We start from the raw sequence: 23,017 nt of genomic DNA on the forward strand, positions 1-23,017 counted from the left end.
CTGAGTTACATCGTTGGCTAAAGACGCGATGAATCGCGTCTCTACAAATGGTCTATTTGTCACATTGTTTTTTCAAATTCGTATTACTTGCCTTTTCCCGAATGTTGCACCAGCCAGAAATGTAAGCCCACCATTAAGAGTGCCAATGGCAGCATTAACATTGGGATGATTTCTAAAGTTGTCCAACTTGCAACCCAGCCTGCTCCAGTGGGTATAATCGCAGCCCCTAAACTGGCGGCACTAGTGGCGATGCTAACAGCCGCAGGAACATGGGGATCTGGCAATCGTTGAGGAATTAACCAAATGGTTGCAGGAAAGATCGCTGCCAACCCAAAGCCAATCAACGGTAAGCTAATCCATTGATCTGGCAGTTGCCACCAAGCAAGCAATCCAATGATTACAAGACTGAGTGACATACTGATTGTGCGGACTGCCCCAAGCCGTTGCAAGAAATAACCTAAAATGAAACGTCCCAATGTTAATCCCACCCAGTAGGCGCTAACGCTGTAACCAGCAATCAGCGTGGGAGTGTGACGAGCGACAGACTGCACAGTGTATGCCCAGTTACCAATGCAGGCTTCAGTGCCAACATAAACTAGCAAAAGTAGTCCAGTTAGCAGTACTATCGGAGTTTGCAGCGCTCTGCCCAGATTTTCTAACGCAGTTGTTTTTGATGGCAATACCCGTACTGTCATTGGTGTGTAGTTGAAGATGATGACGCCCAGCACGCTCACAATTAATAGGCTGACAATCCCGGCTAATACCCCATAAACTTGTCGCCAGTTCATGCCAACTGCTAACAAAGTAGTAGCGATCGCCGGGCCTGAAAGTGCGCCAATACCATAGAAAGCATGGAGCAAACCAATCAAACTGGCACTGCGGGAATCTTGCACAATGTAAGTGTTGATGCCTGCATCAATCAACCCAATCCCCAATCCCAACGCCGATCCAGCGGCAACCATGAGAAACCAGGAGGGTGAGGTAGCATAGATCGTCAACGCCATCGTCAGCGCACCCGCAGCAATCAACAGCATTCGCGCTAACCCCAACCGACTACTCACCAGACTGCTGGTGAATGCTGCCAGAATGTAGCCGCTAATTTGACTGAGAAACAGCAGGGTGACGGTTGCTGGAGTCAGGTTATAGGTAGCCAGAATCGAGGGCAGAAGAACTCCTAATCCTGCTTCAGCTATACCAATGGCAATAAAGGCATAAAAAGCGATCGCCGAACCTATCCACAGAGGCGGTAAGGTGCGTTGATAGTCTGTCATTGGCTAGAATGCTCCTGGATCGGACAATTTGCCAAAAATTCTACAATAGACCTCTTGCAAAAGTGCTTTTTGCAAGAGGGGAAAAGGGTAAAGGTTAAAGGGGAAGGGGACAATACAGAACTTTTTCCCCTTCCCCCCGCCCCTTATCCCCTTCTTGGGATCCCACCTTCCCCTTTTCCCGACTTATGTTAAGAAGTCTAATGATTTCTCTCAAACCCTTGTAAAAACTGGATTGCAAATTTTCCGAAAAGTTTATTTATCCTTAATCTTTGAATACTTGAGCTGCTAGCAAGGCTAATGCTGCTGTACTAGCGATCGCACCCCACTGAAGAAGCGGATTTTTCTCTAGCCAGTCGGAAATGCTAGGTATAGCTAAGTTACTAAAATCACCCTTAACTCTGTCGTCTTCAGGAACAGATTGGTAAAAATTATTTGGTGCATTTTCAGACTTCGCCTCAGAAGAACGTAGCAAATCGAAGCCGACAAGTAGTAACAATGAATCTACTAATGATGGTGAGATGCGCTGTACTACATCTAATATTTTAGCTACATCTCCAACTAAGTAATCACGAGTTGGATGTTCGGCTACGTAGAGGATAGCATCAGCTACAAGTTTAGGATCGTAGTAAGGTGGTATCCCGGAAGGCTTTACACCTAATTTCGTCAGACCATTATTCCAAAAGGGAGTGTTGATCACTGCTGGTTTCACACTCGTGACACCGATCGGCCATTTTTCATGTAGCAACTCAAGGCGCATGGCTTCGATAAAGCCCTCGACTCCGTGCTTGGCTGCGGAGTAAGCACTTTGGTAGGGGAGCGATCGCCTACCTTCCATTGAAGAGACATGAATTAGTGCCCCCCGTCCCTCACGCTTCAGATGGGGTAGGGCTGCCATTGCACCATACACTTGTCCCATGAGATCGACATCAATGACATGCTTAAACTCTTCTGGTGTGATGTTGTCGAAAGTGGCAAAGATGCCGATAGCAGAGACATGTACCCATGTATCGAGTCGCCCGTACACTTCCACAGTTTTATCTGCGATCGCTTTAACTTGCTCAAATACTTCCACATCAGCTACGTAAAAAGTTGCCTCACCGCCAAAGCCGCGAATCTCCTCCACTAAAGACTTTAGCTTCGACTCACTCCGAGCTGAGACTACGACTTTTGCGCCGCGTCTAGCAAACTCAAGAGCTGTGACACGTCCGATTCCGCTGGAGGCTCCGACGACAGAAACGACTTGCTGATTGATTGGCTTTAATTGCATAAGTGTTACTTTTTAAAATAAATTAGGGATTGGGAATTGGCTCGACAGCGTTAGAGACTTTGGCTTCGATAAGTAATTCAGTCGCTTTGTTAGTATCAGTTGTTATTAAAAATATTTCTTAATAACTTTCCTAGTACATGTATATGTTAATTATTGTTACGGTTGCATTTCTCTGTCTATTGGGGAATCTGAAAGCGCCACAAGAAGTAGATATAAGCATTTTCTAGACTTTTAAGACTCCCGCATTTCTCACAAGCTTCAGGCGTTTGATGGAGCAGAGGGGCAGAGAGGCAGAGGGGCAGGGGGCAGGGGGAAAAGACCTCTTTATCTGCTGCCGTGAATCAGAGCGGAACATGGGGCTGAGTCCATCCACTTTTTAACCCGGATTTCTCACGTATAGTATAGGCAGAGGGAGAAGAGGAGTGTGGGGAGTGTGGGGAGTGTGGGGAGTGTGGGGGGTAAGACTTCTTCCCCATCCTCCCACACCTCCCACACTCCTTGATTTCTCACTTGTGAGAAATCAAGGTTTAATAAGTGGTTCTCGTACCCTACAGGAAGCTAGCTCAACAGTGAGGTTAATCCCTTTTCTGTTTTCTCCCCCCTGCTCCCCTGCTCCTCTGCCCCCCTGCTTCCCAATCTGTTTAAGGGAGCCATTGTAATCCCTTATTCTGTAATTTATGCTCGATATGCTGCATTTCCTGGATAGTTTCTCCGGTCACGATCGCATAAATTTCGGTGTAGATTTTTCCGTATTTGACCCTCTCTAAAGCCGACAGAACGATTAAGTCCTTGCGATCTAGTTCTGGTTTTAAGGTGACTAAAATTGAATCCAACGTACCTTCCATGCGGTAGCTACTAGAATATTTAGCAACTTCCTTTCCCAGTCCCAGTAGGGTATGACGCTGCAAGCATAACGGAGTCGATCCATTAACTCGAAAATTGGCATCGATCGCATAAAATTGTCCGTCTCGATCTTCTAGCACATCGAACCCAATCACGCCGAAATAACCTTGTTTGTAAGCATACTGACCAATGGCGGCAATCATCTCAAAGAACTTGCTCATGTCAGTGTTGCGGTAGTCAATCAGTCCCCCTAAATAATTACCTTCTGGAGTGACGAGTTGACTGGTAGTGCCAATGAGGGTTATCTCTCCCGTTTTGTTGACATAAAACTGTACGCAGTAATTCTGCACCTCATTCTTGACGAACTCCGAGACAATAATCCTATCGAGCAACTTAATATTGAGGTATTTCCTGATTTCCTCAAAGCAGTAGTTCAGATCGTTGAGGCTTTTGATGATATAAGTGCCTTCCCCTGAGAGTCCGTGGGACGTTTTAATTAAGTAGGGAAATTGTGGTAAATGAATGTCTTCTAAATTACAGCTGTGCAAATCGTAAGTCTCGTATTTTGGACATTGCACCCCCAGTTCGGCTAGGGTTACTTTGCTGAGTAAGCGGTAATGTGTGTCTGAATCAATAGCGTGTTTTTCAGGTTTTAGACGATCGAAGGGAAATAAAGTGATGAGTTTGTCAAAGCGTTCGCTGTGGCTGAGATCGTCCAGATAAGTTAAGCGATCCATGATCAACCTATTGGAGTAGCTGAAGCCAAAATGCTCTTGCCAGTATGCAAGCAGAGACTTTGGCGGCGGATTAATCGCAATTCCTGGAATGCGATCGCCTAATACAGCTAAAATTTTCCAAGGTTCCTTTTGGCAAATCTTGTCAAAGGAGGTTTTGGTGGCTTCACTACTGCCATCTTGAATAAAATATTTTTCCAGGTTGGGATAAGCAGCCCAACTAGCAGTTGCAGGGTAATTGAGGATAAACCCATAAGATGCATCTGTAATATCTTCAGCAAACAGATCGGAAAGAGAACTCCCTTGAAAGTATTGAAAGTTATATTTTGAGTTCATTTAGCCCTCCCAGAAACCGCATCCTCAAACAATTGGACAGATACATCTTCTGTCTGCACTCCTGCCAGCAGCATCCTGTCTTGGTCAAAGGCAATTTCTTTAGTAATTGCAGCTAAGGCTTGGGCAAACTTCGGTGAAATGAATCTATCTTTTGGTTGATTTTGTTTGTAAATCAGTTGCAATTGTTTTGTTTTACTAGATTTTATAGCCTGAAAATTGCTATATTTTTTTTGCATAAGGCTAATATTTGATAATTGACTTTTATTTATATATCTTACCAAAAGTGTTGAATGTTAAGAAAAATCCGATAAAAACAGCCCAAAATATGTTAAATTTTGGGCGGAAAATTAAAGTATATCTATTTGATAGTGATTATAAATTCATTTCCCAAGATTGTTAAAGATATCTTGAGAAGACTGCCAAAAAACGATTATCCAGTATTGAACAGTCGTCTGTTCTTTGAGTGCTGGCTATCTTATGTGATGGATAATAGCTTAACAAGTATGCGAGATTTATTTACCAGACTAAACAATACAGGATTTGAGGTAGATATTTCTACTTTCTCCAAAGCAAACTTACATCGAAGCCAAAAACCCTTTCAAGAAATTTACCAAAAACTAAATGAATTAGTACAGAATAAATTTCCGAAGAAATTACATAATAAATACGCAATTTGTCCAATCGATTCCACAATTATTACTCTCACCAGTAAGTTATTATGGGTGCTAGGTCATCATCAAGTAAAACTTTTTAGTTCTCTAAATTTAGCTACTGGAAGTCCCGAAGATAACTTCATCAACTTTGGGCATGACCATGACTATAAATTTGGTTCACAAATGATGTCTAGCCTACCAACTAATGCTGTTGGTGTAATGGATAGAGGTTTTGCCGGATTAAAATTTATCCAAGAATTAGTCCAAGAAAACAAATACTTTGTTTTGCGGATAAAAAATAACTGGAAGTTAGAATTCCAGGAGCAAACTGGATTAATTAAAGTTGGTGCATCTGATGATGCTCAAGCTTATAGGGTGATTAATTTTTGTGATTTAGAAACGAAAACTGAGTAACGATAAGGTAACTAATTTACCAGCATCAGGAGAGTCTGCCGTTAGTGATGATGAAATCAGGGATATTTATCGATTACGTTGGGGAGTTGAATTGTTGTGGAAATTTTTAAAGATGCACTTAAAACTTGACAAGTTAATTACCAAAAATGTTAATGGTATCACCATACAAATTTACGTTAGTTTAATAGCTTATCTAATTTTACAGATATTATCTATCCCACAACAATGGGGACATACGCTATTAGATAAATTCCGCTATTTACAATCTTGTATGTGTCAGAAAATCAGTTATGTTCATTGGTTTGAGGAGATGATGTCATGTTGACTATTTTAGGCTTTTTAAAGTTAGTGTAACTAAATATGTAAAGTTTTGTATTAGGATTCAACATTTCTGATATCTTACTTATCTTTTAATTAACTCTATCAAACGAAAGAAGTAAATTAGTTTATTTATTATCCTAAAATAACATGAATACTAAATGATTGTTCATCTGATAAAACAATAAGCATGAAGGTGTTAAGTTGTTACGCAGCTTGATTATATAATAAAGCTAAGTAATTAACCTAGCATCAGCCACCTATGCCAGCAAAAAACCATCTTTCTAAAGAGCAGAAGGAACGGTTACTAAAAACCCTAAAAGAGCATGAGAATCCATACGTAAGAGAAAAAATATTGATTTTATTATTAATGAATAATGGAAAAACTTATCAGGAAATTAGTAAGTTTTTAGACATTGCATATCCAACGGTAGCATATTGGGCAGTTCACGGCGATCCAGACAACCTAGAAAGTTTTTTAGATGGAAGAAGAGAAGGTAACTTCCGCAAAGTTACTAAAGAATATGAGGATTTATTATTAGAAATAATTGAAAAAGAACCACTAGAGTATGGGTATAATTTTGGTCGTTGGACAATAAACTGCGATTCAAAGGTGTTCCTCTAGTTCTGTCAAATAAAGTCAGTTAAACAGGCTCACTATAACCATAAAGCATAACCAATCGGTTTGCTTCATAACGATTACGTAGATTACGTAATTCTTCCAAAGCTTGGGGGTTTGCACTGCAAATTTTTTGATCTCCAATAAAGCACTCGAAGTGTTCTTGATAAAACTTTTTCATAGGTTTGCTTATAAGTTCATGGGGGTTACAATATCTTGCTGTAATAATTTCCATCGCAGGAACAACAACAATACCCGATTGCTGAGAATAGAGAAAAACAAAAGAGGCTGAGGAATGTGATAACATCTTACTACATTGTTCTTGAAGTCGAGAAAATTCTTGCCTACTAAAAGTCTGACTTGGTTCAATACGCTTCGACTGGGCTAAAAATCCTTTTGCAATTTGATAACCCTCAATTTCAAGCTCCAATGCAGCTAAGAAGTCAGCACCAAATTCATTTTCTTGGCTTCCTCGTCCTCTATCTGTAAGTGTCTTAACAGTCCATCTCACTCCTGCTATAGTTTTATAATTCAGTACATGTTCCATAACTCCTAATAATCTGTCAGTAATTGCTGGCTCTTGTTAAATTCTTCCATCACGCATAGCTTCCAGAGTTTGTTTTTCTACTTGTCCAATATTAGAAACAAGATTAGGAATAAGCTTTTTATTAGCAAACATAAGGAGTAAATTTAAAGACTAAGTTTTGAGATTTTAGCTTATCCTATTATTCCCAATTCAAGTGAGGTATAACTCACAATTCAGTAATAAAACTATCTCGTAGATGAAAGTCAGCCTCCGCGCCTCGATGAGTTAACGCCCAGTAAGTAATCTCGCCATTTATATGTTTGATAACTGTAGTAATGCTAATTTCAATGCCTTGGTTTGCCAAGACGATTTTATCCAAATTTACATCCAACACAAGTCCTAAACTGTCAACTTGATTCTGAACACTAAATGGTAGCTTTTCAAAAGCTGTTTCCTCTTGCATCCCTTGACGATACCCATCAAAATGATAGACATTCCAGTGTCCGGCGGGGGAGAGGTTAAATTCCCAATACCGTGCAGAATCTTTGATGCCAAGGAAGAATTCAAAGCAAGTGTCTTCCCACAATTCGTACTTGCGTGATGGTGCATTTGATGGTGGAACAATTGCAATTTCTTTTAAATCACCTCCAAGGTTGTAGCAGATGGCAAGTTGATTAGCATTTCGAGAGATATTGCCTGTAATTTTCAAATGAGGAAAAGACTCGGTAGAGGAGAAGGGTTGCAGGGAAAATGTCTGCTTGTTCATTTCATATCTTTAATAATTTGGCGAATCTGCGTTTCTTGAGATTCAATACTTTCAGTCAGCTTAAACTGGACGATCGCTCTTGCTAAGTTATGTTCTGGGTGCTTAACTTTGAAGTAGACATTCCCTGCTAAATAATCAGCAAAAAATCTCAGTCCTAGTTCAAAAGTAATTAGACGGATGGCATCATATATGTATGCATAATCATTCTCGGTCAGAAATGCCTTAGCTACAGCGAGATAACCCCGGAGAATTTCTTGACACAGATCGGTATCGAAATAAATACTTTCCCAATTCTCGGTTTCTTCGCCAGCAGGATTGCAACCCGATCGCAGGCAATCACCAATATCGTAATGTACCAGACCAGGTTTCACGGTGTCTAGGTCGATGACGCTGACGGCTTGTTGGGTAACAATGTCGAACATCACGTTATTGATTTTTGGATCGCCGTGCATCAGACGTAGGGGTAGCTTGCCTTCAGCTTTGGCATTTTCTAGGATATGTGCAAAGGCTTGGCGATCGCTAACAAACTGTAAGCAATAATTAACTTCCGAAGATTGACGCACACTAGTTTTCGGCAAAACTTCCTCGTAATGCTGGAGATAAAACGGTGTAATATGGAAGCCTTCGAGAGTGTCAGCTAGTTTTTCTGCTGGCAAATCGCTGATCAGATTATGGAACATTCCCAAGGCATAACCGATTTCTTTCGCGTGTGAGCGATCGCGCATACTATCAAAGGACTGGGAGCCTTGAATAAAGCTGATTGCCCGCCAAAATGAGCCATCTGCATCCTTACAGTGGTCTTGAGCGTTTTCGGTCAACAGTACGCGTGGCACTTCCCAGCGACGATTCAGGGGTGTATCCTGCAACCTTTTTTGAACGTGTTCAGTTAAGGTACGCATATTCTGCATAATCAGTTGTGGCTTACGAAACACCTGTGTGTTAATGCGTTGCAGGACAAAATGTTTTTCTTTTGAGGAATCTTGAGTTGCTAAAAAAGTGTCATTTATATTACCACTGCCAAATGGTTTAACGCCTGTAACCTTTCCCAGTTGGGCGAATTGGTTAGCGATCGCCACTAGATTTTCTGTACCGTGTATATTTAATTCTTCTATCATCTGTTTCATCTCTACTACTCCTCACGTACATTGCACGAAAGCAATAGGGGATATCGTAGCGCAAGTATCAAGATAATTTGTAATTCGTAATTCGTAATTCGTAATACTTCTCTACGAGAGGCTGCGCCAACGGCTACGCCCTTCGACTACGCTCAGGACAAGCTCAGTACAAGTTCGTAATTCGTAATTGATTACCAAACTGTCAATTATGAATTTTTCAAAGCACTAGAACAATCTTGAATCCATTCGTGAAAAACAAGATCCCCGACTTTTCAAAAAAGTCGGGAATCTGCGGGTTGCAATTCTCGTCAACCCCCTGCTAACTCAACAGTTAGGAAATCTCATCGCTATCAACCCACTCGTCATAAGATGAATCGTAACCAACGTAGTGAAGATAGTATTGCTGGCCTTGAATTTGCTGAATTGTTGCGGAATACCAAGCCTCTTGGTCATCATCCCAACATTTTACCTTTTGACCTACTGCATAGCCATTTTCATCAGTAGAGCGAAGATCGCGAGTCCGAATGTCATCTTCGCCTACCCACTCGTCATAAGATGAACCGTAACCAAGGTAATGAATAAAGAACTGGTCATCTTGGATTTTCTCAATGGTTCCCTGATACCAATCCTCCTCATCATCATCCCAGACTTCTACTGTTTTGCTTACTTCATACTGATTCCGATCTGATTTATCTGATTTAACGGCAGATGAAACATCTTGAATCGGCTTTTGTTCCTCTTGTTTGATTTCCTCTTTTACTAGAGTGTATGCTTGCAAAATCAAACTGCGAGCGACAGTTTGAATTCCTGTATGCTCGTAGTAATTGGTAGTTTGATCTAGGAATGCTGCAACTATATCTAAATTATCATCAGCAATCTGAATAAAATTACCCAAATTACTAGAAATTGATTGCGGGGTTATGCCCGTCTTGGATACTAAATTATTCATCCAGCCTTGCACGGAGTTGAAACCCTGACTGATAAAACCAACTTTATCAGAAGGATTACTGCCTGGAAGAAAGTTATTAACGGCTAAGAAAACCGGATTTTGAGTTATTGCGCCAGCATCAGTGCCACTAATAACTCCGTGAATTTTGCTGAGAAAGTCAGGGCCCAAGGGCAGAATTCCATCTAGACAAACTAAAGCTACCATCCGCATTAGGGATGCATTTTGATAGTTGTTAGTCAGGGAATTAGCAAACTCTTGGGGATTAGGTTGAGGAATGCCGTTTAGTTTGCAAAAGGCAATGATTTCGACGGCGATTTTTAGTGCCAAGTCAATGGATTGAGTGACATCGGCTTTGGGAGTAATGTTGCCTAAAAAAGAGAGAAAGCCGATTTTTTCACTAACTTTATTCGCTAAAGCCGCCGCCGCCATTGCTGTGTCTGCCTTATCAATTGTTTGATAAAGTTTGATGGCAAACTGGTAGCCTTTTTGAGGATCTATGTATAAACTAGCAGCGCGATCGCGGATTTTTTGAATTACCTTAGCATCGGTTTCTCCAGTAATGGTGCGGATATTATTGTCAAACCCCGTCAAATTGCTCCATTCACCTGGTGCTACATAATCAAGAGCCTTTAAAACTTTGACAGTAATATTGTCAGTCGGTAACTCGTCAACCAACTGAATAATTGATTTATCCATCAGCCGATCCTCAAAACTCATAATATCGTTACAACACGGTTCAGAGCAGCCCATATCTGTTCAGCGCTGGGCAATTACTGAAACGTATTTATAGAGTTCCCCGGCCTGACCATAAAATAACGATGTTAGTAACAGAGGTTACACTTAAATATATTGCCCAGGCGATCGCATCTCTGGCATACATTTATTGTTGAAGTACAGCAGTACTGTGCCTCAAAAGCTTATTTTATTTAAGGGAAGATGCTGTAATATAAGTCTGTTTCTCATAATGTCAAGGCGGAAGTCACTACAGGGATGACGGAAGTCACTACAGGGATGACGGAAGTCACTACAGGGAAGACGGAAGTCGCTACAGGGATGACGGAAGTCACTACAGGGAAGACGGAAGTCGCTACAGGGATGACGGAAGTCACTACAGGGATGACGGAAGTCACTACAGGGATGACGGAAGTCGCTACAGGGATGACGGAAGTCGCTACAGGGAAAAATATTTTTATCTTTGCTCAGTAATATGTTGTTATTTAACAGAGCATTAAAAATACCCCACCCTAACCCTCCCCTTGCAAAGGGGAGGGAACTAAATTTCCGGCTTCCCCCCTTTGCAAGGGGGGATTGAGGGGGGTAATTTCACTTGTGTCTACACCGTAACTTTGCTAAGAAAAGAAAAGTGTATTCCTACTTCCCCCCCTTTGCAAGGGGGGATTGAGGGGGGTAATTTAGAATTACCAAAAATCAAGATGTTATGACAGAGCTTTATAACAAAACCTCGGAGAAAGAAAAAAGACGATCGCTCCGTAATAATATGCCATCTGCTGAAAAGATTGTGTGGGAAAAGTTGAAAAATCGGCAAATTTATGGGTGTAAATTTCGTAGACAGTACAGTATTGATGTATTTGTTGTGGATTTTTATTGTCCTGAATTAAAACTTGCTATAGAAATTGATGGTGATAGCCATTTTCAAGAAGGAGTGCAGGTTTATGATTATGAACGACAATGTTTTCTTGAATCTAAAGGGACTTGTTTTTTGAGGTTTACAAATCAACAGGTTTATCAAGAGTTGGAAGGTGCGATCGCAATCATTGCACAAACGGTTTGTCAATTGCGGAAGATTACCCCACCCTAACCCTCCCCTTGCAAAGGGGAGGGAACTAGATTTCTTTTTTTCCCTTGGAGGGCTTGCATTCACTAGGGCAAAGCTTACTTGCAAAGGGGAGGGAACTAGATTATTTTCCGGTTTCTCCCCTTTATAAGGGGGGATTAAAGGGGGTAATCATTCTATTAAAATCACAGCCAACCACTTTTAAAACATCCTCTAAGCATCACTATTTTCTAACCAACATTACCCGCAGCTAACACTTGTTCGACTGTAAGCGCAATTTCCGGGAAAATTGCAGACACAATTTGCTGACTCCCGTTATATGCATTAAGCGATCGCTTTCGTCTAATCTACTCATAGTTGGTAAACTGTAGCATTCGGCTAATCTCTGTTCACTTGTAAGGTGAATAATTTATACTGAATAGGCCTTAACAATATAGCAAACGCTTAAGTAATCTATGATCGCACTGGAAGGGTATAAAGTCCTGACAGAACTGCACGCAAGCCCTAATTCTCAGGTTTATCGAGGATATCGAGAGTTAGATCGACAACCAGTAGTACTGAAAGTTCTGTGGCAAGAATACCCATCCCCAGAAGCGATCGCTCGGTTTAAACTTGAATACGATCTCACGCGCCGCTTTCAAGTGCCTGGAATTATCCAAGCCTACGACTTGAAAAAGTATCAAAACACCTTAGTCTTAGTTTTAGAAGATTTTGGCGGACAACCTCTGCGTGGGTTACTCAATCAATCGCCTCTACCGATAGAGGATTTTTTGCACTTGGCTATGCAAGTAGCGGCAGCTTTAGAAGAAATTCATCAGCAACAGATTATTCATAAAGATATTAATCCTGCCAATATTCTTCTCAATCCCACGACTCAACAAACGAAAATAATTGACTTTGGCATTGCCACTTTACTGTCGCGGGAAAATCCCACGTTGCGAAATCTGAATGTTTTAGAAGGGACTCTCGCTTATATTTCTCCCGAACAAACAGGACGGATGAATCGCTCGATTGATTATCGCACCGATTTTTACTCTTTGGGAGTGACTTTCTACGAACTATTAACCCAACATTTACCTTTTATTAGCGACGATCCTGTAGAACTGGTTCACAGCCATATTGCCAAACAACCGATTCCACCCGATCGAATCAATCCTCAAATTCCGCCAGCACTTTCGCAAATTGTGATGAAGTTGCTGGAAAAAACTGCCGAAGCGCGTTATCAAAGTGCTTTTGGATTAAAGGCAGATTTACAGCAATGCCTTGAGATGTTGAACACTACAGGGCAAATTTCCTTATTTGAACTAGCACAGCAAGATAGATCCGGTAGATTTCAAATCCCTCAAAAACTGTACGGACGAGAGGCGGAAGTGGCAAATTTGCTGGCAGCTTTTGAGCGAGCTAGTCACGGTCAAAGCGAAGTGATGCTGATTGCAGGTTATTCTGGAATTGGCAAATCAGCCTTAGTTCAAGAGATTTATAAACCGATTACCCAGCAACGGGGATATTTTATCTCAGGGAAGTTTGACCAGTTGCAACGCAACATTCCCTACAGTTCTTTAATTCAAGCCTTTCAAGCTTTAATTCGCCAACTGTTAACTACAAGTGAAACAGAAATTGCTATTTGGCGCAAAAAATTATTAGATGCTCTTGGTGTCAATGGTCAGGTGATTATCGAAGTGATTGCAGAGGTAGAATTGATTATTGGTCAGCAGCCACCTGTTGTAGAACTATCGCCGAAGGAAGCGCAAACTCGGTTTAATTTGGTCTTGCAAAACTTCATTAAGGTTTTTACCCAAAAGGAACATCCTTTAGTGATGTTCTTGGATGACCTGCAATGGGCAGATAGTGCATCACTCCAGCTGATTCAGTTGTTAATTAGTCAAGCAGACAGTCAATATCTGTTGCTGATTGGTGCTTATCGCGATAATGAAGTAGATAAAAGCCATCCCCTGCGGACAACGATCGCATCTTTAGAACAAGCAGGGGTGGCTATTCACGAACTCACCTTAACGCCTTTAGCATTGCCCGAAATTCAACAACTCCTCAGCGATACCCTTAACAATGCCGATTCAGCAGAAATTACTCCTTTAGCAGAACTGCTTCAGCAGAAGACTAACGGCAATCCCTTCTTCATGAATGAATTTCTGAAGTCGCTGTATGCAGAAGAATTACTCCAGTTTAATTTCACCCAGCGACAATGGCAGTGGCAACTAACAAAAATCCAGGCAGCCCAGATTACCGATAACGTAGTTGAGTTGATGGCGCTGAAAATTCAAAAGCTGCCAGCAGCTACCCAGGAAGCTTTAAAATTAGCAGCTTGTATTGGTAATTCTTTTGATTTGCATACTTTGGCGATCGCTAGCTCAAAATCCCTTGCAGATGTAGCCGCCCAACTCTGGGAAGCCGTGCAAACCGGATTAATTTTACCCCAAGGTAATGACTATCAACTCTTGCAAGTTGCCGACCTAGAAGTAACAGCGTTGACAAATTTGGATGTAGTCTACAAATTTCTGCACGATCGCGTCCAGCAAGCAGCCTATTCACTGATTTCTACTGACCAAAAACGGGCAGTACACTTGCAGATTGGGCAACTATTATTACAAGGCATTACTCCCCAAAAGCAAGAAGAAAAGATTTTTGACATTGTTAACCAACTGAATTTCGGCATCAACCTAATTACAGACCCTCAACAGCGGCAAAAACTAGCTCAGTTAAACTTAACAGCAGGTAACAAAGCCAAAGCCTCAGCAGCCTATCAGCCAGCCTTAGATTATCTGACAATGGGGATTAACAGCCTAGCAGCTAGTTGTTGGCGGCAGCAGTATCAGCTGGCTTTGGCATTGCACACCGCCGCCGCCGAAGCTGCTTATCTGGGTGGGGACTTTGAACGCATGGATGCACTCACAGATGAAGTGCTAAAAAAGACCCGCAGTACAGTCGATCAGGTGCAGGTTTATGCCATTAAAATCCAAGCTGCGATCGCTCACGATCGACTCTTAGCAGCTTCTCAACTCGGTCTGCAAGTTCTGCAACTGCTGGGCATTCCCTTAGCTAGCAACCCCGGTCAATCGCAAATTATGCTGGGATTGCTAAAAACTAAACTTGCTTTGGCAGGTAAGCAGGTACACACCTTAGTTGACTTGCCAAAACTCACCCATCCCACAAAATTAGCGGCAATTCGCATCCTGGCAAGTATTGCCTCGGCAACCTATCTCGCAGCCCCAAATGTTTTTCCCTTGACGGTCTTTAAACAGGTAGAAATATCCGCCAAATACGGCAATGCGGCAGAATCAGCCTTTGCCTACGCTACCTATGGTTTGATTCTCTGTGGCGTTGTTGGGGATCTGCGAGGGGGATATAAATTTGGTGAATTAGCTTTGAAAGTGCTAGACCGCTTTAATGCCAAGCATCTGCAAGCGAGAACTTTATTTGTAGTTAATTCCTTTGTTCGCCATTGGCAAGAACCACTCCAAAATACTATTCCTTCACTGCAAGCAGGATTTCAAGTTGGGCGCGATACGGGTGATACCGAATACGCTGCCTTTTGTGCGAATACATCCTCTATGCATTGCTATTTTTCTGGTCAAAATCTGGCTGAATTAGATGAATGTTTAGCTATTTACGCAGATGCAATTTACCAGTTTAAGAAAAAACCGATTTTTGTTCTCATTCAACTTTATCGCCAAGTAGTTGCTAATTTACAGGGCAAAAATGCTAATCCCTGTCAGTTGATGGGAGAATTTTATGATGCGACGGCGATGTTAGCCCAGCATATCGAGAGTAACTACCGCACAGCTATTTTTTATATTTATACTAATCAATTAGCGCTAAATTATTGGTTTGAAGATTATGCTACAGCCGTCAAAAATGCTGATTTAGCAATTCCTTATTTAGATGCAGTTGTGGCTTTATATATTGTGGGATGGTTTCACTTTTATGACTCATTAGCACGACTAGTTTTAGCTTCTGGTGTCAGTGCAGCAGAACGTCAAAAGTTACTCCAGCGAGTAGCAGCAAGCCGAAAAAAATTGCAAGTCTGGGCAAAATTTTCTCCTGTCAACTATACCCATAAATTAGCGCTGGTAGAAGCAGAATGGCATCGGGTACATGGCGAATCTAGTCAGGCGATCGCCTGTTACGATCGCGCCATTGCCTTAGCCCAAGAAAACCAATATTTGAATGAAGCGGCTCTCGCCAATGAATTAACTGCCAAATTTTACCTAGCCCAGAACAAATCCAAGATTGCTCAAGTTTATCTGCAAGAAGCCCGCTATCTTTATTTGCAGTGGGGAGCGATCGCCAAGGTAAAAGATTTAGAAGCCAAGTATCCCCAAATCTTAACGCGCATTCTAGAAAAAGCTGTTAACCCAACTTTATCAACCACTACTTCTAACCCGACAGGTCTTACAAGTACCAGTCGTTCAGAGTCATTGGATTTGGTGACAGTCATCAAAGCTTCTCAAACCCTTTCCGAAGAAATTCAGCTAGATAAACTTTTATCTAACTTAATGCGAATTTTAATAGAAAATGCCGGGGCGCAACGGGGATTTTTGCTGTTGTCAACTAAGGGTAAATTTCTAATTGAAGCTCAGGGAACCGTTGGTGAAAATACTATTCAGGTATTGGAATCACTCAGTATTGAAGATAACCAAATTCTTTCAACTGCGATCGTTAATTATGTGATTCGCACTAAAACCAATGTAGTCCTAAACGATGCCATCAACGAAGCAGTAGGGATTGGGGAATTCATCAAAGACCCCTACATTCGCCAATACCAACCGCGATCGATTTTGTGTACTGCCTTAATTAACCAAGGAAAGCTAGCAGGAATTGTCTATTTAGAAAATAACTTGACAACCGGAGCATTTACCCCAGATCGCTTGGAGTTGCTTAACCTACTTTCAGCACAAGCAGCTATTTCCATTGAAAATGCCCGTTTGTATACAGATTTAGCCGCACTCAACAAAGCTTATGAACGCTTTGTCCCGCGTCAATTTCTGCAATTTCTCAATAAGCAAAGCATTATAGATGTGCAATTAGGCGATCAGGTGCAGCGAGAAATGTCAGTTTTATTTACCGACATTCGCGCCTTCACCACCCTTTCAGAAAGCATGACTCCCGCCGAGAACTTCCGATTTATTAACTCCTATCTCAGTCGCATGGAGCCAATCATTCTGGAAAACAATGGCTTTATCGACAAATATATTGGTGATGCCATCATGGCCTTGTTTGCAGGAGATGCCGATGATGCCGTACAGGCGGGAATTGCCATGTTGCAGACATTAACAACCTACAACGAAAAACGTCAAACCAAGGGTTACTTACCAATTCAAATTGGCATTGGGATTAATACTGGTTCGCTCATTTTGGGGACAGTTGGCGGGTTGAATCGCATGGATAGCACAGTAATTAGTGATGCGGTTAATCTAGCAGCGCGAATCGAAGGATTGACTAAAACATTCAACGCCCCACTTTTAATTACCGATCAAACTTTTGAGCGCTTACAAAATCGCGATCGCTATGGTATTCGTGTAGTTGGTCAGGTAAAGGTGAAGGGTAAAATGAATGCTGTGACTGTTCATGAAGTGTTTGCAGCCGATCCCCCAAAAGTGAATGCAGGTAAAGCGGCTACTTTAGAAGTATTTGCGTCAGCATTAGCGTGTTACGAACACCAAGAATTTGCCGCAGCAGCCGAGTATTTTCAAGATTGTTTGCAGCAAAACCCGTGGGATCAAGTCGCGCAGATGTATCTTGAGCGCTGTCAGCCGGGAAAAGAAATAGCATCAATTTTTACTGAGGCAGTTAAATTTTAAGGGATTTACCATACTGATTGCTGACTAAATTAAGAAACTCAGTAATTAATTACCCCCCTTAATCCCCCCTTGTAAAGGGGGGAAATATCCGGTTCTCCCCCTTTACAAGGGGGAGTTAGAGGGGGTAAGAAGAACTTGTGTATACACTTGTAGCCCCAATACATACGGGGAGGGTTAGGGTGGGGTAAAACCGTGATTTCTCAACTATTTCAGACTTGTATATACAGTAGTCCCTTTTAGACGGTCTTTCAACTCAGCACTCTTTATAGTTGGATTCAAAAATCCTGAAAAAGCTGATGTTTGGACATTTGAGCGCAAAAACTCAACTTTTAAATTAAAACCTAATGTTATACCTGAGGCAAAACACCAAATTAGAGTGCAATACCAGGGTATCAATTAATGAATCCTAAAATTCCCGAACCCCGATTTCCAGAGGCAGCAATGACTGCCAGCCGCGAGGAACTATCGAATTTACCGCTGAATACGATCTATGGGCATATACCGACAGATTTATCTGGACATACGTTCATTATTGCTCCTGTAGGTAGTGTTGCTTCTGGGGGTTTACCCAATCCAAATGCAACCCACATTTTTAACGGTGATGGGATGATTTACCGCTTCGATTGGCAAGACGGACAGGTTACTGTCAAGACAAAATTGGCATGTACACCTTGCTTCTATGCCGATCAAGCAACTTTTAAAAATTTTGCTTATCGCTCTCATCAATTTCGCGATCATGGGTTGTTACGCTTCTCCCCTTCTTTGGGCTTGCGAGATGAGGTAGATATTGCCTTTCTCGCCTTTAATACGGCTAAAGACAGCCAAGAGCGATTAATGATTACCTATGACGCTGGTCGTCCCTACGAAATTGATACCAATAGCTTAGAGATTGTTACCCCAGTGGGAGGTAACACTGAGTGGAAACCGTTTCTACCTTTTCCTTATCCTTTTCCCCCTGTGTTGAGTACGTCTCACCCAGCCTTTGATGGTTATACGAACGAAGTTTTCTTAGTTAACTATGGGCGATCGCTGAGTAATTTTCTTGAAAGCGCGCGTTTCATTTATGACCTCGAACAACTACCCCAGGAACTAGAGCAACTGCTAAGTGCGATCGCTCAACTTTTAGACGACAATCCTTTGCGGATTCCCTTGGGAATGTTCTCGAAGTTTTCTCAAAGTTTCTCGCAACTATTGATTGGCTGGATTGAGAAATTGTTGGGAACTGCTATGCCAGATTTTGTTCGTCTGATGCGGTGGGATGGTGTCGGTAAACTCCAGCAGTGGGAGTTGATATTGCCGGATGGTTCTCCGGTGCGAATTGAACAAAGCATCCATCAGTTGGCTGTTACTAAAGATTACGTAGTGCTGATGGACACTTCCTTGAAGATTGGCCCAGAACAAATCCTGAATAATCCCATTCCCGATAGTTTGGAAACTGAGCGCCTACTGCGACGATTACTGACGCGATCGCAGCAGCCCAATTCTCCCATTTACATCGTGCGTCGGGCTGACCTCAAAGCAGATGTAACTACTGTGGTAGTCCGCCCAGCCGTAATTTCTTTAGAAACAGTACATTTTTTGACCGATTACGAAAACCCCGACGGTCAAATCACTTTGCACGCAGCCCATCTCTGCGCCACAGATATTGCCGAATGGGTTCGCAAGTATGACATCTCAAAATTCGATTCTCCCAAATCTGCGCCTCTGTGGTTGGGAGGAATGTTATCTAATGGGCAAATGGATGTAGGTCGTCTGGGTCGCTATCAAATAAACGGCGAGACAGGTCATATTCAAGATGCCAAAGTAATTTACGATACTCGCCGTCATTGGGGTATAGGGTTCTACGCTTGCCAAGAAAAGCTGGCTTCTGGATTGCCTCCTAAGCGGATTGATAATATTTATTGGCAATCCCTCGGTTTTTGGCCAGAACTGCTGACTGAATTTATTTACAACTTGTACCAAGACTATCCCTATCGGGCTGTACCACTAAAAGAATTAATGCAACGAGAAGAAGCATTCCACAATCGCCCTTCTTCTTTGTTTCGGATAGATACGATCAAAATGGAGGTGGCAGATTTTTATGATGCGCCCTCTGGTTACTTCATCAGTTCACCCCAGTTTGTACCGAGATTGAACAGCAATGGCAGTTCTACAGATGGCTATATCGTCTGTACGGTATTTGGGGGAAATAACAACGAAATTTGGATCTTCCAAGCCGATCGATTAGGGGCTGGGCCTATATGCAAAGTGAGCCATCCCCAACTGGATTTTGGCTTCACAATGCACACTACTTGGTTATCTGCGATCGCACCTCGCACTGCTAATTACGATATCCCCGTGCGACAAGACTATGAATCGTTAATTAAGCAGCCAGCCATTCAGCAATTATTCACAGAAGCAGTTTATCCGCATTTTCAGTAGAAGTTGCGAGCTAGCAAAGAGCATATAGATTAGGAGATTTTAAAAGCGTGAATGTGAGAAACAGTAACGTTTCTACTTTCTGCCTGGTCACTGAGCGCAGCCTCTCGTAGAGAAGGGAGTCGAAACACTGCCTTCTACTAATCACAACATTCTCAAATCAGGGCACATTACTACTAGGAAGAACGATTATTATGACTAAAGTATCTAAAGATGCACGAATTTGTATTGTCGGGGCGGGAGCAGCCGGATTATCTACGGCTTACTTTTTGAAAAAGCAAGGCTACCGCAACGTACTTGTCCTAGAAAAAGCTGGACGAATAGGGGGATTGTGTTGTTCTATTACCTACAATTCCCGTTCCTTTGACTTAGGAGCAAATTATCTCACCCCTGCCTACAAAGAAATCCTCAAAATGGCTGAAGAAGTCGGCGCTCAACTTTACAGCGAAGGGCCAGGGCAAGTCTACAACCCTTTTAAATCTCAACCGGGACAACCTGCCTATACCTCAATTATGAATGCCGTTACCGAGGGAACTGACCCAGTAACGTTTTTGGCAGCCGTTGGGCGCTATTGGTGGGAGCGTCTTTGGTTAGAGCCAATTATTTCCGTTCCTGGGTTTGCCGGTATCAGTCAACATCCCGAACTCACTCAACCTTTTTCCCAGTGGTTAGCAGAGAAAAATTTGTCATGTCTAGCAACTTTATTTGAAATTCCGATTACCGCAATGGGCTATGGCTATTTAAACGAAATCCCTGCTGCCTATGCCTTAAAATACATGACTCTAGAAACCTTTTGGACTTTAGTTACTTACGGTGCAGATATACGCTGCGGTTGGCCTAAACGGTTTACTGATGGTTTCCAACGCTTCTGGGAGCGTGTTGCTTGGGGAATAAATGTGCGTTTAAATATTGACATCAAGGAAATCAAGCGTGGAGCAATTACACGAGTGCGGTTCACCGAGCAGGAGCAGATTCTTGACAAGATTGTTACCCATGAAGAAGTTTTAGAATTTGACTATCTGGTTTTAGCTTGTCCGTTGACGTTGAATGTTCTCAACACCTTTCTCGATTTGTCGCCAGCAGAGAAAGACCTATTTGAGCAGATTATTCTCAATCCCTATAGTTTGATTACCTATTTGATTCCCGAACTGGAAATGCCAACCCCGGTAACTAATGTTGTTCCTTTAAATGCGTTGGGGAATCCCTGGTTTATCGCTCAACAGTTTGCTGACAATGACCTGATTGCCTTTTACACTCGCCTAGATCGTGAGGGAAAAATCACTAAAACAGATGTTCTCCAAGGGATTCAAAAGACATTAGAGAATTTGGGAGTGCAAGTAGATGATGATTACTACACTTACGATAAATGGCCTTACTTTCCTCACGTTACTTCAGAGGTCATGCAAGCGGGATTTTACGATCGCTTAGAAGCGATGCAAGGTCAACGCAAGACTTTCTATGTGGGAGGCTTATTGAATTTTGAATTGGTTGAGACTATTGTGGAGTATTCAAAAAGTTTAGTCGAGAAGAACTTTTAGTCTAAAAAACTTCTTGCATAAATCAATGAGCTTTCACCCTAAATCCCTCTCCCAACAGAGAGGGACTTTGAAATGGACTTTGAAATTTGCGTTTAATCGCGCCTACTTACGTCGGCAAAACCACGCTTTGACGCACAGCACGTTTGCGATCGCTTTTACGAGTACCTCCAGCCATCTGATATTCGTGGCTATTATTACCATATTTATAAGCGATACCACGCAAAATTTTCTCAGAATAGTCTGCTAATTCCTGTTCATTTTCGACGAGCTGGGTTAGTAAAACATCAATAGTAGAGAGTGTGGTATTGTATGCTTCTAGAGATTGCCGCACGCTTTCGATTTTTTCAGTATAATCTTTAACTGTTAACCCTTCTCCGACATCGAGAGTTTGACTAATAGATTTAACGCTTGCTAGACGTAGTTCGGCTTTGCCAAGAGTACGTGAATTGCGTTTTCGCCTTCCCATAATTAATACTCATTTTCTCAATTTCTCATAACTCTATAGTGGACAATTGTTAAAAAGGTTGTCATACGTGGAATTGTTGATTTTTCTAAAAAAGCCTAAAATTTATTTGCTTTATACTAATTAGTAATTACGAATTCTGAATTACCAATTACGAATTGGTTTAACATCAAAGCGGAAGCTGCTACAGCTTGCACAAAACACGGAAACGTTAAAGCAGAAGTTGCTACAGCTTGCGCGAAACACGGAAACGTCAAAGCAGAAGTTGCTACAGCTTGCGCAAAACACGGAAACGTTAAAGCGGAAGTTCCTGCAAGCAAAGCGGAAACTGCTACAGCTTGTGCGAAACACGGAAACGTGAAAGCGGAAGTTCCTGCAAGATGAATCGCTCCCTTCGACTTCGCTCAGTACAAGTCCGCTCGGCACAACTCAGGGAGAGTTTTGTATCGAAGTGTCGAAGCCATCACCACCGAAGCTAGCCAACCTACTGTAATGAGTTTCATTTTGACACTCGGCTAACTTATGCAACAAATTTGTATCCCCTGAAATTAGAGCTTGCTTCTTTTTTCGATTCCAACCTTGCACTTGTTTCTCACGCTCAAAAGCATCCACTACGCACTGATAATACTCACAGAAAATTAGCTTTACAGACAACCGTTTTGCCGTATGGTTTGCGCCCTCACCTTGTTGATGTTGCCACAGCCGCCGCTCAAGATCGGTTGTACTACCCGTGTAGTAACTACCATCAGCACATTCAAGAATGTACATATAAGCCATAGATTGATTTGCGCGATCGCTTTCTATTTAGAAAAAGTGTTTCCTAAGCAAAGTGTTCCCTGAGCGAAGTCGAAGGGAACACTCTCCTGCTAAATTTTCAGCATCCTTGTAAAACTTGAATAGCAGTCAGCTTTAGATCGGCAAAGACCAGTGAAGCGATCGCCTGTTTTCATCAGTGCATTATTTGACTTTTGTAAGCGATCGCCCCGAAATCCCGAAAGTGCGATCGCCTGTTTTAATCAGTACAATCGCTCCGAAATATCGAAAGTGCTATGGCTATGCCCGCCGCAGGCATCGCAAAAGCAGTATTTAGACATCTCCAAAATAGTATTATTCTGTGATAAAAGAAGATTAAAGAGTTATTTTTACACAGAAGCATGAGCAATATACTGAATTACA

General features: G+C 42.0%; 17 protein-coding genes and 1 pseudogene. 8 read left to right on the plus strand and 10 right to left on the minus strand.

Going from position 1 to position 23,017, the window contains the following annotated elements; translation table 11 throughout:
- Window positions 1–83 precede the first annotated feature (83 nt).
- From V7K45_RS11275 to V7K45_RS11290, 4 genes are all read right to left on the minus strand, one after another.
- Window positions 84–1,271, minus strand: coding sequence for an MFS transporter (locus V7K45_RS11275; protein ID WP_335003318.1), 1,188 nt, complete (start codon window positions 1,269–1,271; stop codon window positions 84–86).
- Between the two features lie 262 nt (window positions 1,272–1,533).
- Complete coding sequence (locus V7K45_RS11280; RefSeq protein WP_335003321.1) at window positions 1,534–2,538, minus strand: SDR family oxidoreductase; 1,005 nt, start codon at window positions 2,536–2,538, stop codon at window positions 1,534–1,536.
- 641 nt (window positions 2,539–3,179) lie between these two features.
- Window positions 3,180–4,451, minus strand: coding sequence for a carbamoylphosphate synthase large subunit (locus V7K45_RS11285; protein WP_335003323.1), 1,272 nt, complete (start codon window positions 4,449–4,451; stop codon window positions 3,180–3,182).
- On the minus strand, window positions 4,448–4,687 hold the full coding sequence (locus V7K45_RS11290; protein WP_335003325.1) for a hypothetical protein: 240 nt from the start codon (window positions 4,685–4,687) through the stop codon (window positions 4,448–4,450). The genes V7K45_RS11285 and V7K45_RS11290 overlap by 4 nt, the downstream gene beginning before the upstream one ends.
- Before the next feature lie 132 nt (window positions 4,688–4,819).
- Here V7K45_RS11290 and V7K45_RS11295 point away from each other — a divergent pair.
- Both V7K45_RS11295 and V7K45_RS11300 read left to right on the plus strand, forming a co-directional pair.
- Window positions 4,820–5,843 (plus strand): annotated as a pseudogene (locus V7K45_RS11295) (IS4 family transposase).
- 255 nt (window positions 5,844–6,098) lie between these two features.
- A complete protein-coding gene (locus V7K45_RS11300; RefSeq protein ID WP_335003327.1) occupies window positions 6,099–6,461 on the plus strand; it encodes a helix-turn-helix domain-containing protein in 363 nt (120 codons plus the stop codon).
- Window positions 6,462–6,480: 19 nt separating this feature from the next.
- Here the strand turns inward: V7K45_RS11300 and V7K45_RS11305 are convergent, their stop codons facing one another.
- The 4 genes from V7K45_RS11305 to V7K45_RS11320 all read right to left on the minus strand — a co-directional run bounded on the left by V7K45_RS11305 (window position 6,481) and on the right by V7K45_RS11320 (window position 10,507).
- The gene (locus V7K45_RS11305) at window positions 6,481–7,002 is read right to left on the minus strand and encodes a hypothetical protein (RefSeq protein ID WP_335003329.1); all 522 of its coding nucleotides are present in this window, start codon (window positions 7,000–7,002) and stop codon (window positions 6,481–6,483) included.
- 205 nt (window positions 7,003–7,207) lie between these two features.
- The gene (locus V7K45_RS11310) at window positions 7,208–7,747 is read right to left on the minus strand and encodes a DOMON-like domain-containing protein (RefSeq protein ID WP_335003331.1); all 540 of its coding nucleotides are present in this window, start codon (window positions 7,745–7,747) and stop codon (window positions 7,208–7,210) included.
- On the minus strand, window positions 7,744–8,862 hold the full coding sequence (locus tag V7K45_RS11315) for a phosphotransferase enzyme family protein (RefSeq protein WP_335003368.1): 1,119 nt from the start codon (window positions 8,860–8,862) through the stop codon (window positions 7,744–7,746). The genes V7K45_RS11310 and V7K45_RS11315 overlap by 4 nt, the downstream gene beginning before the upstream one ends.
- A 331-nt stretch (window positions 8,863–9,193) precedes the next feature.
- Window positions 9,194–10,507 (minus strand): Tudor-knot domain-containing protein, encoded by a 1,314-nt coding sequence (locus V7K45_RS11320; RefSeq protein ID WP_335003370.1) that lies wholly within the window; start codon window positions 10,505–10,507, stop codon window positions 9,194–9,196.
- Window positions 10,508–10,801: 294 nt separating this feature from the next.
- Between V7K45_RS11320 and V7K45_RS11325 the strand changes: the two genes are divergently transcribed.
- The 5 genes from V7K45_RS11325 (at window position 10,802) to V7K45_RS11345 (ending at window position 21,378) form a co-directional block, all read left to right on the plus strand.
- Window positions 10,802–11,017 (plus strand): hypothetical protein, encoded by a 216-nt coding sequence (locus V7K45_RS11325; protein ID WP_335003333.1) that lies wholly within the window; start codon window positions 10,802–10,804, stop codon window positions 11,015–11,017.
- Window positions 11,018–11,249: 232 nt separating this feature from the next.
- On the plus strand, window positions 11,250–11,630 hold the full coding sequence (locus V7K45_RS11330; RefSeq protein WP_335003335.1) for an endonuclease domain-containing protein: 381 nt from the start codon (window positions 11,250–11,252) through the stop codon (window positions 11,628–11,630).
- A 431-nt stretch (window positions 11,631–12,061) separates the two neighbouring features.
- Window positions 12,062–17,422, plus strand: coding sequence for an AAA family ATPase (locus V7K45_RS11335; RefSeq protein WP_335003340.1), 5,361 nt, complete (start codon window positions 12,062–12,064; stop codon window positions 17,420–17,422).
- A gap of 399 nt (window positions 17,423–17,821) precedes the next feature.
- Window positions 17,822–19,843 (plus strand): carotenoid oxygenase family protein, encoded by a 2,022-nt coding sequence (locus tag V7K45_RS11340; protein WP_335003342.1) that lies wholly within the window; start codon window positions 17,822–17,824, stop codon window positions 19,841–19,843.
- 191 nt (window positions 19,844–20,034) lie between these two features.
- Window positions 20,035–21,378, plus strand: coding sequence for an FAD-dependent oxidoreductase (locus V7K45_RS11345; protein ID WP_335003344.1), 1,344 nt, complete (start codon window positions 20,035–20,037; stop codon window positions 21,376–21,378).
- Between the two features lie 106 nt (window positions 21,379–21,484).
- Here V7K45_RS11345 and V7K45_RS11350 read toward each other — a convergent pair whose 3' ends face one another.
- Both V7K45_RS11350 and V7K45_RS11355 read right to left on the minus strand, forming a co-directional pair.
- On the minus strand, window positions 21,485–21,844 hold the full coding sequence (locus V7K45_RS11350) for a hypothetical protein (protein ID WP_335003346.1): 360 nt from the start codon (window positions 21,842–21,844) through the stop codon (window positions 21,485–21,487).
- Between the two features lie 426 nt (window positions 21,845–22,270).
- Window positions 22,271–22,618: a GIY-YIG nuclease family protein gene (locus V7K45_RS11355; protein WP_335003348.1), complete on the minus strand. Its 348-nt coding sequence runs from the start codon at window positions 22,616–22,618 to the stop codon at window positions 22,271–22,273.
- 150 nt (window positions 22,619–22,768) lie between these two features.
- On the opposite strand from V7K45_RS11355, the gene V7K45_RS11360 reads away from it, so the two are divergent.
- Window positions 22,769–22,999: a hypothetical protein gene (locus V7K45_RS11360; RefSeq protein ID WP_335003350.1), complete on the plus strand. Its 231-nt coding sequence runs from the start codon at window positions 22,769–22,771 to the stop codon at window positions 22,997–22,999.
- Window positions 23,000–23,017 lie beyond the last annotated feature (18 nt).

The sequence above is a fragment of the Nostoc sp. genome (assembly GCF_036917375.1).
Taxonomy (GTDB): domain Bacteria; phylum Cyanobacteriota; class Cyanobacteriia; order Cyanobacteriales; family Nostocaceae; genus Nostoc.

Excerpts from the sequence above, each read along its gene's own strand:
- V7K45_RS11330 (WP_335003335.1), top strand. The coding sequence starts at position 11,250 with ATGACAGAGCTTTATAACAAAACCTCGGAGAAAGAAAAAAGACGATCG.
- V7K45_RS11335 (WP_335003340.1), top strand. The coding sequence starts at position 12,062 with ATGATCGCACTGGAAGGGTATAAAGTCCTGACAGAACTGCACGCAAGC.
- V7K45_RS11290 (WP_335003325.1), bottom strand. The coding sequence starts at position 4,687 with ATGCAAAAAAAATATAGCAATTTTCAGGCTATAAAATCTAGTAAAACA.
- V7K45_RS11350 (WP_335003346.1), bottom strand. The coding sequence starts at position 21,844 with ATGGGAAGGCGAAAACGCAATTCACGTACTCTTGGCAAAGCCGAACTA.
- V7K45_RS11320 (WP_335003370.1), bottom strand. The coding sequence starts at position 10,507 with ATGGATAAATCAATTATTCAGTTGGTTGACGAGTTACCGACTGACAAT.
- V7K45_RS11300 (WP_335003327.1), top strand. The coding sequence starts at position 6,099 with ATGCCAGCAAAAAACCATCTTTCTAAAGAGCAGAAGGAACGGTTACTA.
- V7K45_RS11285 (WP_335003323.1), bottom strand. The coding sequence starts at position 4,451 with ATGAACTCAAAATATAACTTTCAATACTTTCAAGGGAGTTCTCTTTCC.
- V7K45_RS11325 (WP_335003333.1), top strand. The coding sequence starts at position 10,802 with ATGACGGAAGTCACTACAGGGATGACGGAAGTCACTACAGGGAAGACG.
- V7K45_RS11275 (WP_335003318.1), bottom strand. The coding sequence starts at position 1,271 with ATGACAGACTATCAACGCACCTTACCGCCTCTGTGGATAGGTTCGGCG.
- V7K45_RS11340 (WP_335003342.1), top strand. The coding sequence starts at position 17,822 with ATGAATCCTAAAATTCCCGAACCCCGATTTCCAGAGGCAGCAATGACT.
- V7K45_RS11280 (WP_335003321.1), bottom strand. The coding sequence starts at position 2,538 with ATGCAATTAAAGCCAATCAATCAGCAAGTCGTTTCTGTCGTCGGAGCC.
- V7K45_RS11345 (WP_335003344.1), top strand. The coding sequence starts at position 20,035 with ATGACTAAAGTATCTAAAGATGCACGAATTTGTATTGTCGGGGCGGGA.
- V7K45_RS11355 (WP_335003348.1), bottom strand. The coding sequence starts at position 22,618 with ATGGCTTATATGTACATTCTTGAATGTGCTGATGGTAGTTACTACACG.
- V7K45_RS11305 (WP_335003329.1), bottom strand. The coding sequence starts at position 7,002 with ATGGAACATGTACTGAATTATAAAACTATAGCAGGAGTGAGATGGACT.
- V7K45_RS11315 (WP_335003368.1), bottom strand. The coding sequence starts at position 8,862 with ATGATAGAAGAATTAAATATACACGGTACAGAAAATCTAGTGGCGATC.
- V7K45_RS11310 (WP_335003331.1), bottom strand. The coding sequence starts at position 7,747 with ATGAACAAGCAGACATTTTCCCTGCAACCCTTCTCCTCTACCGAGTCT.